This is a genomic window from Mucilaginibacter sp. PAMC 26640 (assembly GCA_001596135.1).
Classification (GTDB): Bacteria; Bacteroidota; Bacteroidia; order Sphingobacteriales; family Sphingobacteriaceae; genus Mucilaginibacter.
This window is the reverse complement of sequence record CP014773.1, coordinates 1893409-1906093: the sequence shown is the minus strand read 5'-3', so window position 1 is coordinate 1906093 and position 12685 is coordinate 1893409. Positions and strand designations below refer to the sequence as shown.

General features: G+C 45.1%; 11 protein-coding genes. 5 read left to right on the top strand and 6 right to left on the bottom strand.

Annotated elements, in window-relative coordinates:
• Positions 1-40: 40 nt before the first annotated feature.
• Positions 41-1222 carry an arginase gene (locus A0256_08170; protein ID AMR34476.1) on the bottom strand — a complete coding sequence of 394 codons (1182 nt, stop codon included), beginning with the start codon at positions 1220-1222 and terminating at the stop codon, positions 41-43.
• A 173-nt stretch (positions 1223-1395) separates the two neighbouring features.
• Here A0256_08170 and A0256_08165 point away from each other — a divergent pair, with 173 nt between their 5' ends.
• A complete protein-coding gene (locus A0256_08165; GenBank protein AMR31402.1) occupies positions 1396-2364 on the top strand; it encodes a nucleoside-diphosphate sugar epimerase in 969 nt (322 codons plus the stop codon).
• Between the two features lie 98 nt (positions 2365-2462).
• Here the strand turns inward: A0256_08165 and A0256_08160 are convergent, their stop codons facing one another.
• The gene (locus A0256_08160; protein AMR31401.1) at positions 2463-3899 is read right to left on the bottom strand and encodes a 23S rRNA (uracil-5-)-methyltransferase RumA; all 1437 of its coding nucleotides are present in this window, start codon (positions 3897-3899) and stop codon (positions 2463-2465) included.
• A gap of 205 nt (positions 3900-4104) precedes the next feature.
• Between A0256_08160 and A0256_08155 the strand changes: the two genes are divergently transcribed.
• A complete protein-coding gene (locus tag A0256_08155; GenBank protein AMR31400.1) occupies positions 4105-5394 on the top strand; it encodes a phosphoserine phosphatase in 1290 nt (429 codons plus the stop codon).
• A 68-nt stretch (positions 5395-5462) separates the two neighbouring features.
• On the opposite strand, the gene A0256_08150 is transcribed toward A0256_08155, so the two are convergent.
• Both A0256_08150 and A0256_08145 read right to left on the bottom strand, forming a co-directional pair.
• A complete protein-coding gene (locus A0256_08150; GenBank protein ID AMR31399.1) occupies positions 5463-5942 on the bottom strand; it encodes a hypothetical protein in 480 nt (159 codons plus the stop codon).
• Between the two features lie 57 nt (positions 5943-5999).
• The gene (locus A0256_08145) at positions 6000-7337 is read right to left on the bottom strand and encodes a voltage-gated chloride channel protein (protein ID AMR31398.1); all 1338 of its coding nucleotides are present in this window, start codon (positions 7335-7337) and stop codon (positions 6000-6002) included.
• Between the two features lie 7 nt (positions 7338-7344).
• Between A0256_08145 and A0256_08140 the strand changes: the two genes are divergently transcribed.
• From A0256_08140 to A0256_08130, 3 genes are all read left to right on the top strand, one after another.
• Positions 7345-7554 (top strand): hypothetical protein, encoded by a 210-nt coding sequence (locus A0256_08140; GenBank protein AMR31397.1) that lies wholly within the window; start codon positions 7345-7347, stop codon positions 7552-7554.
• The gene (locus tag A0256_08135; protein AMR31396.1) at positions 7554-8510 is read left to right on the top strand and encodes a tryptophan 2,3-dioxygenase; all 957 of its coding nucleotides are present in this window, start codon (positions 7554-7556) and stop codon (positions 8508-8510) included. The genes A0256_08140 and A0256_08135 overlap by 1 nt, the downstream gene beginning before the upstream one ends.
• Before the next feature lie 108 nt (positions 8511-8618).
• Positions 8619-9683 carry a branched chain amino acid aminotransferase gene (locus A0256_08130; protein AMR31395.1) on the top strand — a complete coding sequence of 355 codons (1065 nt, stop codon included), beginning with the start codon at positions 8619-8621 and terminating at the stop codon, positions 9681-9683.
• An 86-nt stretch (positions 9684-9769) separates the two neighbouring features.
• Here A0256_08130 and A0256_08125 read toward each other — a convergent pair whose 3' ends face one another.
• Positions 9770-10462, bottom strand: a complete 693-nt coding sequence (locus A0256_08125; GenBank protein ID AMR31394.1) for a hypothetical protein — start codon at positions 10460-10462, stop codon at positions 9770-9772.
• A gap of 725 nt (positions 10463-11187) precedes the next feature.
• Positions 11188-12528, bottom strand: a complete 1341-nt coding sequence (locus A0256_08120) for a hypothetical protein (protein AMR31393.1) — start codon at positions 12526-12528, stop codon at positions 11188-11190.
• Positions 12529-12685 lie beyond the last annotated feature (157 nt).

Below are 12685 nucleotides of genomic sequence, written 5' to 3'. Positions count from 1 at the left end.
GTGAGTTTGTATAACGCAAAAAAGCGTAATCAATTGCAGGTCAGTTTAATTTTTGGAAGGTGCGCCACCACAGATCGGGCATTTCGCCGGAGCGTGCAGTTTTATAATCGTCGTACCGGCATGGCACCAGGTGAAAGCGTTCGTTTTTAGACCCGCCCGTAGGGTATGGCACCTGCATCCACCAGCGGTCGCTTTTTTTGCTTTTCACAAATACCAGTTCGTGTTCTTCGTGCTTGAGGCTGGTTTTGTAGATCAAATACTGCGATTTTGGGTTGAGGGGAAAATCCTTCTTGCGGTTGTAAAATCCATCTATAAAATACCACACCATTTGTGAGAGTAGCATGGCTGTTTGGCCGTTGGTATCGTAAGCCGGGTTAAATTCATAAAAACCGATAGACGTTAGCTTATCATTGAAGCCGGCATACCGGCAGATCTGGCAGGCATCTTCACCATAAAAACCATTTGGCTTTGCGTTGGCATTACCTCCACCGTCTGACGAGCGGATGGCACCCATATCGAAACTCACCATATTCGCATTGCGGATAACAGGCTCCGTTACGGAGATGTTTCCGGCGAGTTCGCCCAGGCGATGAACATCAAAGTATAACTTATTCATTACGCTCAAACTCTCCTGGCTGGCAAAATAGGTTTGGTAACCCAGGTTGCTGAAATTGAAGAGATAGTTGGGTTCGTGCAGGAAGATCTTGTTGAGATAGGCGATTGAGTTGGTTTCAATACTATCGCCAAAACCGTCATCGTCCAAATCGAAATGCGAATCAACCACCAGCACATCCACCTTTTGTTCCAGGCTTTCGTAGCCCATATATTGTGCGTAGGTAAGGTCCTGCCCCCCACCGATGATCACGGGAATGATATCTTTTTTGATCAGTTCTTCCACTACTGTTTTAAGTGCGAAATAAGTATCAGTCACTTTTTCGCCGCGGGTGATGTTGCCCAGGTCTACTATACGGGTAGTGTAGCCACCCTCGTTCAGCTGGTAAAGTTTTTCGCGTACGTAGTCCGGCCCTAAAGCGCAGCCGGAGTTATTGATGGCATTGCGGTCGTCCATTACACCGATGATGGCGATGTCCGTTTTCTCCTCCAGATCTGGGAAGGCAACGGAGTTGTGATCGATCTTATCCCCCAGCTGACTGGTATAAAACCCGTTTTTAGGCGTTATCTTTTTAAGATCAATAGGTGTAAAAAAATCGGCTAAAGACATGTTGTTTGATGTGCAGATGTGCGAATATGCAAATGTGCGGAAAAAAAACATGAGCAGATGTGCAAATTTTAGATGTGAACCTATTTTTGGATCATGTAAAGGCATTAAGCAAGGTTTTTCATTTGCATACCTGCACATCCGCACATCTGCACATTATTTGCCATATTTGGCAAATGATACTCGTTACCGGTGCAACAGGTTTTTTAGGAGCAGAATTAGCGAAGGAGCTGATCCTGCGGGGTAATTATATCCGCTGCACAAAGAGGGCATCGTCTGTTATACCCGACCTGCTGTTGCCCTACCCTGCAAAGATAGAATGGGTTGATGCAGACCTGATGGATGCTTTTGCCCTAGAAGCTGCACTGGATGGCATAACAGAGGTGTACAATTGTGCTGCGTGGGTAAGCTTAAAGGCTGCGGATAAAAACCCAATGATCCGTACTAATGTAAGAGGGACCGCAACACTGGTTGATTTTTGTACCGAAAAAAATATTCGTATGGTGCATACCAGTTCGGTAGCGGCCGTAGGAGAAGCTAAACCCGGCGAACTCATCAATGAAAATCACCACCTGGACCCTACCCTTGAAAACGACGGCTATGCGATCTCGAAACTGGAAAGTGAAATGGAAGTTTGGCGCGGCATTGCCGAGGGGCTGGATGCGGTTATTGTAAACCCAACCATTATTTTAGGTGCCAGTGCCGGGATTGAAGGCAGCGGACAGATCTTTGAAACGGTACGCAAAGGATTGAAATTTTACACCAGCGGTACCATGGGCTTTGTGGATGTGCAGGATGTTGCCAAATGCATGATCGCCCTGATGGATAGCGACATTAGCGGTGAACGTTATATTATCAATGGCGAGAACCGATCCTATCAACAACTTTTTAGCGAAATAGCGGGTTTCCTTGGTGTGCCTGCGCCTGCTAAGCTGGCCAAGCCATGGTTGATGGAAGTGGCCTGGCGCGGTGCTTCCCTGTGGGGGAGCCTTACCGGACATGACCCGGCTATAGATAAAACCAGCGCGAAAGCAGCATCGGTTGTTAGAGAATTTGACACCAGCAAGATCAGGAAAGCAATCGGGTTTGAATTTAAACCACTGAGCGAAACAGTTAAGGAAGTTTGTGAAAGCTTTAAGGATTGATCTGCTAGTTTTACAAAAAACCCAATTTCAGGTACATCATTATTCGTTTAATCACCCCTTTAGGGATTACCGCCTAATAACGAGTACTCGATAAACTTTTACAAAACCTCCCTTAGCTTTAACAGCACCACGTTCTCCACATGCTGGGTGTGCGGGAACATATCCACCGGCTGAATTTTTACCGTATCATATTTCTCTTTTAACACGACCAGGTCGCGGGCCTGGGTGGCGGCATTGCAGCTTACGTAAACAATTTTAGGGGCTTCAATTTCCATTAGTCGGGCAACTACGTCGGCGTGCATGCCGGCCCGCGGCGGGTCGGTGATGATCACATCGGGTTTGCCATGCTCGGCCACAAAATCTGCCACCAAAACATCCTTCATATCGCCGGCAAAGAATTTGGTATTGGTAATGTTGTTGATCTCCGAGTTTACTTTGGCATCTTCAATAGCGGTAGGTACATACTCTACCCCTACCACTTCGCGCACATGGCCGGCAATAAAGTTCGCGATGGTACCGGCACCGGTATAAAGGTCATACACCAACTCATCGCCTTTAAATCCGGCAAAGTCGCGGGTGATCTCGTACAGTTTCAAAGCCTGGATAGAGTTGGTTTGATAAAACGACTTAGGGCCAACTCTGAACCGGATCGCCTTGCCATTTCCACCTGGCATTTCCTCGTGAATATACTCGGGGCCTTTCCAGCTTTTCACCTCCTGGTCGAAAATGGTATCATTCATTTTGGTATTGAGGATATACAGCAAAGATGTGATCTGCGGGAATCTCGTATCCACAAATGTCATCAGGTTAGCCACCTGCTCTTCATCTGCGTGAGCGAAAACTACGATCACCATGATCTCCCCGGTAGACGAGGTACGGATGATCAAATTACGCAATGCGCCCGTATGCTGGCGAACATCGTAATAACTGATACCCTGCTCTTTGGCATATTGGTTAATGCTATTGCGCAGATCGTTAGATGGTTCGGCCTGCAGGTAACAATGATTAATATTCAGGATCTTATCAAAACGGCCGGGAATGTGGAAACCGAGCGCATTCATATCCAGCGCTTCATCTTCCCGGTTTTCGCCATCGTATAGCCAGCGTTTGTTGGAGAATGTATATTCCAGTTTATTGCGGTAATAGCGATCGGCCGGGGATGGTACAATGGCATCCATATGCTCCACATCGATCTTAGCCAAGCGGGTAAGGGCATCGTGTACGGCCTTTTGCTTAAACTTCAACTGGGCATCATAGGTCATGTGTTGCCATTTGCAACCGCCGCAGGTGCCAAAGTGTTCGCAAAACGGGGTGGTACGGTATTCGGAAGGCTGGATTAAACGGGTGATCTTCGCCTCGCCGAAATTCTTTTTGCTGCGGTAAACCTCTACATCGGCCACATCACCGGGAATGGCTTTTTCTATAAACAAAACAAAATCATCTGCTTTGCCAACACCTTTGCCTTCTTCAGCGATGTCTATTACTGTAACGTTCTCAAAAACTTTATTTACCCGTGGTTTACCAGATCTGCCCATAAGCCTGCAAAGGTAAGCGTATTTATTAAATTTTATATTGTGTTGAGAGGAGTGGTTATTTAACAGCACACGTCCGTATTTCCTTGCTGTGACCGCTATGTTAAAAAAACAGAGATCTGCAATGTTTATAATTCCGGCAATTCTGTTCCCGCAAAAATTTGCACATTTGTGTCCCGACGTGGTCGGCACATATTTGCATAGCCCAATGGATCAGTATTTCATCATAGATTTCGATAGTACCTTTACACAGGTTGAAGCTTTAGACGAACTTGCCCGAATCTCCTTAAAAAATCATCCCGACAGGGAGGCCATTTACAAACAGATAGAAGACCTTACCAATGCATCAATGGAAGGCCGCCTTTCTTTTACCGAGAGCCTGCAGGCAAGGGTAAAACTACTATGCGCTAACCGCAATCACCTGAAGCAACTGATTAGCCACCTTAAAAAGAAGGTGTCTACATCCTTTTCCAGAAACACCATATTCTTTAAAAACCACCAGGAAGAGGTGCTAATCGTATCGGGCGGCTTTAAAGAATTCATTATCCCGGTGGTAACCGAGTACCACATCAAAAGAGAGAATATTTACGCCAATACTTTTGAGTTTGATGAAGAAGGCAATATTGTAGGGTATGATAAAACTAACCCGTTATCGCAGGAGGGCGGTAAGGTTAAACTGCTTAAGGAGCTGAACCTCCCGGGCGAGATCTTTGGTATTGGAGATGGTTATTCAGATTTTCAGCTAAAGGAATCGGGCATGATCAAAAAATTCTTCGCCTTTACCGAGAATATCGAACGTAAATCCGTAGCTGAAAAAGCCGACCATATCACCCCAAGCTTTGATGAATTTTTATATATCAACAAACTGCCAAGGGCTATTTCTTACCCTAAAAACCGCATTAAATGTTTAGTAGTAGGTGGAATTGACGATGAGGCATTAGCGCAAATGAAACGCGAAGGGTACAATCTGCGCCACAAAGAAGCGATAGCCGATAAATATTTGGAGGAAGCCGGTGTATTAATTTGCGATGAGGAAAACCAGCCAAGCGTTGAGCAGATTCAAAATGCCGGGCGATTAAAAGTAATAGGCTGCTTTGGCAAAGCCAACCGTAAACTTGCTGAAGCCGCCTGCAATGCCGGCATCATTGTTTTTGATGACCCTAAAGATAACCCGCGCAACGGTGACTTCATCCCGAAAAGGGTAATTGCATTCATGAATGAGGGCCGTACGCACATGAGCTGTAACTTCCCTGATCTGCAGCCGCCACGCAACAACAACGCCCACCGGTTGATCCACATCCACAAGAACGTACCTGGGATCCTTGCTAAAATAAACGAAGTATTTGCCCGCCACAACATCAACATTGTTGGGGAGTTTTTGGTAACCAACCCACAAATAGGCTATGTAATTACCGATGTAAATGTTGGGTACGAAGCAGGCGTATTAAATGAATTAAAAGCAATAGATCATACGATCAAGTTCAGGCTGCTTTACTAGATAATGGCAGATGATGGTTAATAGGTCGTGGCAAGTGTTAAACGCCCCGGTCTATTAACCATTAAATATTACCCGTTAAGTTTTTCCTTCAATGGAACTACCAATACGGGAATTTCCGAGCTGCGCACTACACTTTCGGCTACACTACCCATTAGTAACCTATCGATACCGCTGCGGCTGTGCGTGCCTATCACGATCAGGTCCGCCTCGAATTGTCTGCTACAGCTTAAAATCCCCTCTGCGGTTGATCCAAATTCGTTAAAGTGTGTCACCTGCAAATCGCCCGCATATTTTTTGATCGTGCGGTTAACTATATTTTCAGACATATCCTCCTGGATATTTAACAACTCCACCTCGTCTATTCCTGAATCCGGGAATGGCAAACCGGTGATCGTATCATTGGTGGTAACCGGACTTACTGCCGGCTCAACAATATGCACCAGCCCAACATGGGCATTAAAACTTTTTGCCAAATCAAAACCGTAAGCAGCTGCGTACTCGGCATATTTACTGTCGTCTATACCGATAAGAATTTTGTTGATATGCATGTTTATAAGGATTAGTAATATCACTACAATAACAATACTGCGGCAATATGTTTTAGGCTATAATTTATATTTTGAGAGCATTCGTTTTACATAATCCTGCTTTTGCCCTTCTTCCGCAGGAATTTTAGGATGCGCTACTAACTGGGCCGGGTAAATGCCCCCTTCCCCGCTAAAAAAATACGCCGTAAAACAAGCCACCGCAAACAACAGGGCGTACTCACCGCCAAAAAGCTCGATCCCCATTAAAGTACAGGCCAGCGGGGTATTGGTTGCCCCGGCAAAAACTGCTATAAACCCAAGCGCGGCAAACAGGCTCACCGGGGCATTCAGCAAACCGGCCAGGGTATTACCCAAGGTGGCCCCTATGTAAAACAGCGGGGTAACCTCCCCCCCTTTGAAGCCTGTACCTAAGGTTATACCGGTGTACACCAGCTTCCACAGCCAGCTAAATGCATCGGCACCGCCCTGCTGAAAGGCGGATAGGATAGTTACCGCCTCCGGGTGCTCTGCCTCAACACCCAGGCTTAAATAATCCGGCTTTCCTAGTAAAAAAGTAAGGCCAATGATGATCAGTCCACCTGCTACAGGGATGAGCCAGCTGATCTTGATCAACTTAAGGGCAGTGCTTTTTACCAGGTGCACAAACTTTGCAAAAAGGTAACTCGCCAGCCCAAAAAGGGCCGCAGACAGGATTACCTTGCCCAGCAGCAAAAAACTTAAAGGCAAGTGATTACCATAGAACGCCTGCCCGGTATTCACCACGTCTATATGGTATAGGGTGTGTTTAATACCCCAGGCAGCAACCGTAATGTCACCAACTAAGCCGGCAATTAAACAGGGCATTAACGCGGTGTATTGAATGCGGCCTATTGCAATCACCTCCAATGCGAAGATCGTCCCGGCCAGCGGGGTACCAAACACTGCGCCAAAACCGGCGGCAACTCCAGCGGTGAGTACAATTTTTTTATCGGCTTCGCTAAGGTTAAACAGCGACGCGAACAGGTGAGCCAGGCTGCCGCCAATTTGCACAGCCGTACCCTCGCGACCAGCAGAACCACCAAATAAATGGGTAATAACAGTGGTGATCAAAATCAGCGGTGCCATCCGTTTGGGCACACCGGCACCGGTTTGATGAATTTCATCGATAATAAGGTTATTTCCCCGCTCGGCACTTTGCCCGTACCATTTATAAAGCAAATGAATAACAATACCGGCCAGCGGCAGCAAGTATAACAACCATGCGTGCGCGAAACGGTAATGAATGGCCCAGCTTAACAACCATAGAAAAAGCGCCACCATGCTGCCAATTGCAACAGCAACCGGGAGAAGGATAACCAACCAACGAATAAGATATTTTACGAGATTGAGCTGACTGGAAAAGAATATTTTAAACATAACCTACATGCAAATAAATAAACAACTTATTTGGGTAGGCGTCATCAGCTTTGCAGCGGTTCAAATAGGCAGAACACCATTGCCTTGTTTTTATGAAGCAAATATAAATTTTATTTCGGAATTCAGATTTTTGATTTCGGAATTACTTGTACAGTTATCATTCAGCTATCCGAAATCGAACATTCGGAATTCAAAATACCTTCTTACTTTTACATGATGAGCATCTCTCCCGAAATAGAACAAAAGATAGCCCTGCTGCAGGAAAAATACGAAGCAATGGGGCAGGATATGAGTTCTTATCTGGACGGGCTATTACATGCCGATTTCCTAACCTATTGGGACTACATTCACCTGGACACCTTGCTGAGTTTGCAAAGCCCTAAAACGCCGTTTCCGGATGAGGAGATCTTTATTATGTATCACCAGATAACGGAGCTATACTTTAAACTTGCCCTGCACGAATGTAAACAGATTGCTGCCGCTGAGCCTTTAACAGCAGAATTTTTCATCGCCCGTGTCAAACGCATCAACCGCTACTTTGAAGCCCTGACCAATTCGTTCGAGATCATGGTGGATGGAATGGAGAAAGAGCAGTTTTTGCAGTTCCGAATGTCGTTATTACCGGCCAGTGGATTCCAAAGCGGGCAGTATCGTATGATAGAGATCTATGCAACTGATTTCATTAACCTGGTGGCAAAAGGCCAGCGCGAAGCCATGCGCGGCAGGAGCATAGCAGATCAGTTTGAATATATCTATTGGAAATTTGGCGCCACCGAATTATCTACCGGGAAGAAAACACTCACCCTGAAACAGTTCGAGAAGAAATACGCTACAACTTTTGTAGAGCTGGGCAAAAGCGTTGCGACAACCAACTTCTACAGCTTACTAAATCAGCTTAAGAAAAATAGTCAGCATACTGCTTCACTGGAAGAACAGCTAAGGCAGCTGGACGTGAATGTGAACGTTAACTGGCCTTTATCACACTATAAATCTGCAGTACGTTACCTGCATCGCGAGCCTGAGGAAATAAAAGCGACAGGCGGCACCAACTGGCAAAAATACCTGCCTCCGCGTTTTCAAAAACGCATATTTTATCCTTCGCTCTGGTCGGCAGTAGAACTGGAGAACTGGGGTAAAGCCTGGGTTGAAAAAGCAGTGAGCAGTTTGCGGTAGCAGAGGGCCGAGCTACCGGCTATTCTTCTGATATACTTTATACAAGCCAGGAATAAAAATTACCTATTATTTTTTTAACTTGCCGTTTTTAGAAAAACACGCACTGCCATGACCGAAACATTGGACATCAAACTAACCAAAGCTGCACATTCCCGCTTAGCGGAAACAGATTTTGATAACCTGCCCTTCGGGCGCACTTTTACCGATCATATGCTGGTGGCTGATTATGCCGACGGCGAATGGAAGAATTTTGAAATTTTACCGTACGGCCCAATTGAGCTGAGCCCTGCCATCTCTGCCCTGCACTACGGCCAGGCATTTTTTGAAGGCATAAAAGCATACAAGCATGCCGATGGCAAGGTCACTATTTTCCGCCCCGACAAAAATGCGATCCGCTTTAACAAATCTGCTGAGCGCCTTTGTATGCCAGCGCTGCCGGAGGATCTTTTTCTGCAAAGTATTGCAGCAGTGGTGGATATTGACCGTGAATGGATCCCTACAAAGGCCAACCATGCTTTATATATCAGACCGTTTATGTTTGCTACCGACCCATATTTGGGCGTATTACCATCTACCACCTACAAATACATGGTATTGATCGGCCCCGTAGGCCCTTATTTTTCTAAAGCACTGCGCGTAAAAATAGAAACTAAATATACACGCGCTGCTGAAGGCGGTATGGGTTATGCAAAAGCTGCCGGTAACTACGGCGGATCTATGCTGCCTGCCCGTAAAGCTGCTGAAGAAGGTTTTGACCAACTGATCTGGACGGATGCAAAAGAGCATGCCTACATCGAAGAAATGGGCGCTGCCAACGCCATGTTTTTACTGGATGGTAAATTGATCACTGCCGAAGCAACAGATACTATCCTGGATGGCGTAACCCGCGATACGGTAATTACTTTAGCCAAAGAATGGGGCATTACGGTAGAGGAACGTAAAGTATCTGTCGCAGAAATTATAGAGGGTGCTAAAAACGGGAAATTAACCGACGCGTTTGGCGCCGGCACCGCAGCTACTATTGCCCCGGTTGGCTCTATCACTTACAATGGTGAAGAGTATACCCTGAGTGATCCTGCAACCCGCGAGTTTTCACAACGCATATTTAAGACAATGGATGCTATTAAATATGGCACCACGCCTGATACTCACGGCTGGAATTATATCGTTTAATTTTCAGCTATTAAACAATGAAGCCCTGCATTAATAATGCGGGGCTTTTTGTTAATATGCTATTTGATAAAAACAAACCTGGAAGCCTATACTTCTCCCTTGCTTGCTTTTTCTTCGGCCTGTTCGCGTTCGCGCAGGTTCCGCATTATTTTAGTAAAGCCGCGATGCCGTTGGTTTTCATCATGCAACGGAAAAACTAAGCCACTGCCCCAAAACCGCGAACCATCTTTCCGCATGTGGTAGCGCTCGTCTGTAGCACGGCCATTGTTAAGGGCACCGCTTAATTCCTTTTCGGGCGCACCTGCAGCAATATCTTCAGGTGTAAAGAATATCTGTGCGGACCGGCCTATCACTTCTATTTCGGTGTAGCCCAAAACTTTTTCTGCACCGGCATTCCAGCTGTTAATATCGCCATTTTTATCGGTAGTGATAATGGCATAATCTTCCAGGCTCTCCAGCACCTGCTTAAAAAAGGCCTCACTCATCCTGAAATAACTGTCGTCGAAAATATCTTCACTGGTAATTTCATCGCTTATGGTATCGTAATCAACCATAATGATAGTTTCGCTGATACCGGCCGCCATTACCATTGGCTCGCGGGTTATTTTATAATACGTTTCAAAACCATCGGGCAGATGATTAAGCGATGGCTCTTGCCGAACCGGCTTTAGTGTGATAGCGGTTTCCATAGAGGGATCTGCAGTAGTGTTAGCCAGCAAATAAGTGTACCCTTTTTCTATCAGGTCGCCCAAGAGTTGTGGAGTGAATGGAATTTTCATGAATCAGCTATTATAGGTCGGTGAAGGCGAAACAGGCTACCTGTAACTATTTATTTATTATACAGCTGTTGGCCTGCGGATAAGTCCTAGTACTAAAGCTATAACAGCCAATACCAATAACACATGGATTAGTCCGCCAACTGCGGTAAAAAACACACCTACGGCCCAGCCAATAATAAGGATAACAGCTATTATATACAGTAATGAATTCATAGTTGATGATTTATTTATAAGGTATATAATATGCGGTTGGGGTTAAATGTTTTAAATAATTCTGTTTGGTGAAAGAAGGTAAATTAGGTTTTACGGTGTTTTTAACAAGAAGAAAACAAAGAAGGTATGGAGCTTGCGAGAGATCTTAGAAAATTCAAGAAAAGGTTATTAATGAAACATACTCTCTTGAGCAGCAGTCGTTAGCAAACTGCCATAAAAATGCTGTGCAACTCCGGGATTTCTCTGCGGACGCTGCGGTTAAATCAAAGCATGCTGAATAGACTGGTTTACAGAAAAAAGCTCATCAGCTTATCAAAATAAACTTCGATAATAATATCGGGCATTTCAAACTGCTCATCAATCTGCTCCGAAAAATCAATTAATTCCTGGCTCATGGCGGTATGTTTTTATTATGCTAACATAGCAAAAACATACCGAAAACCAAAACGGTATTTTGAATTAAATAAACTTTTACCGGCGGGCAGGTTTAGGATCACCCGCCGGTAGTATTTTTACTGATTATCCCAGTCGATCTTTCTCGAAAAATACATCAGCGTGGCAACGATCACAAATAAGGCGATAGCCCCCACCATAAGCGAATATTCTTCCAGCTGGATAATGATAAAGATGAAACCGTAAAACAGGGTTAAAATAAACGCGAACAGTGCCGCAGCGGGCTTATTATTGAGCAACGATGCCGTGAAGAAGGAGATTAGCCCGATAGTTGCGGTTGATGAAAGCAGGTAGGCATAGTTGTAACCAATCTTCTCAGCGAAAGAGAGCAGCAGGATATAATAAACGATCATAGCCGCACCTATCAGCGTATAATTAATCAGGTGAATGTTTTGCTTGCGGACGAGTTCCGTTAAAAACAGTGCCACGAAAGTTAGCAGGATTATCAACGTGGAGTACTTAGTGGTACGCATAATTTTACGGTACTCATCAATGGGCACCTGCAGGCGAACACCAAAACTGGCTTCTTTTATAGATTTCTTGTTGTTCAAAACCTTATCATTATCTGCCCATTGCTGCGGAAACGGCCGGTTATAATACATCATATGCCATTTAGCTGCCGATCCGCTTTTTGTGCTGTCGCGGGTATCCGGCAGGTAGCGGCCGTTGTATTTTGGCGTTTGCCAGTCGCTGGTAAAGTTTACCTCCGTAGTTTTGCCAACATGTAGGAAGTTGATATCGTTACTGCCTTTCAAATCCATTTCATAATTAAAGGCGACCCTTCCGGTGGTTGGCAAAACGAAACTAATCTGCAACGATCTCTCAAAAGGATTTACCTCACCGGACGTTGGCTCTGGTGTGTAGGTTTGTCCCTGGATCTTTACCGCAGGGTTATTCTTCAAGCCTTTCAAATCAGAGATACTGAACAACAGCCTGGCCTTATCAAACATTACCCGGGTTGGGTCGATACCCAGTTTGGCCAGGTCCGGCTGTGTAAAGTTTCCCGCCACCCCTACTTTGGAATTGTAAACGGTAACGTCAAACACACCTTGTTTAAACTGCTGGGTTTTCAAGTCGGCTTTGATCTTCACATCCTCTGGCAACAGGTAAATATAGCCGGTAGTTTCTTTTGTGCCGGACATCCTACCGGAATCTGCCGGGGCAATTACTTGTTTTCTATAAGGCAATATCAGTACCGGGCCCTGAACCAATTGGCTGCCCGACCAGCTGTCAGATACGCCGCGCCCCATCAGCGACTGGCTTTCCTGCCTTTCATCTATCAAATTCTGGATCCACGAGGACGGGATGAGTAGCAAAAGGATCAATAAAGTGATCACCCCTAATTTTACCAATATGGACCCTTGGTACCACTTAGGCTCTTGTTGAAATTGTTCTATCATTTTTTTTATTTTGAAAGTTCTTTGTATTTCAAAGTAAATAATCAAAAATAGACGCTTGCTGAAAGACAAGCGATATTTATTAAAGTACTTTGAATTACAAAGTAAATAAATATTATATATAGTTCCAACTATTCATTTTTCTTTTATGTGATACCCA

Excerpts from the sequence above, each read along its gene's own strand:
- A0256_08150 (AMR31399.1), bottom strand. The coding sequence starts at position 5,942 with ATGCATATCAACAAAATTCTTATCGGTATAGACGACAGTAAATATGCC.
- A0256_08135 (AMR31396.1), top strand. The coding sequence starts at position 7,554 with ATGAGCATCTCTCCCGAAATAGAACAAAAGATAGCCCTGCTGCAGGAA.
- A0256_08130 (AMR31395.1), top strand. The coding sequence starts at position 8,619 with ATGACCGAAACATTGGACATCAAACTAACCAAAGCTGCACATTCCCGC.
- A0256_08170 (AMR34476.1), bottom strand. The coding sequence starts at position 1,222 with ATGTCTTTAGCCGATTTTTTTACACCTATTGATCTTAAAAAGATAACG.
- A0256_08145 (AMR31398.1), bottom strand. The coding sequence starts at position 7,337 with ATGTTTAAAATATTCTTTTCCAGTCAGCTCAATCTCGTAAAATATCTT.
- A0256_08120 (AMR31393.1), bottom strand. The coding sequence starts at position 12,528 with ATGATAGAACAATTTCAACAAGAGCCTAAGTGGTACCAAGGGTCCATA.
- A0256_08155 (AMR31400.1), top strand. The coding sequence starts at position 4,105 with ATGGATCAGTATTTCATCATAGATTTCGATAGTACCTTTACACAGGTT.
- A0256_08125 (AMR31394.1), bottom strand. The coding sequence starts at position 10,462 with ATGAAAATTCCATTCACTCCACAACTCTTGGGCGACCTGATAGAAAAA.
- A0256_08160 (AMR31401.1), bottom strand. The coding sequence starts at position 3,899 with ATGGGCAGATCTGGTAAACCACGGGTAAATAAAGTTTTTGAGAACGTT.
- A0256_08165 (AMR31402.1), top strand. The coding sequence starts at position 1,396 with ATGATACTCGTTACCGGTGCAACAGGTTTTTTAGGAGCAGAATTAGCG.
- A0256_08140 (AMR31397.1), top strand. The coding sequence starts at position 7,345 with ATGCAAATAAATAAACAACTTATTTGGGTAGGCGTCATCAGCTTTGCA.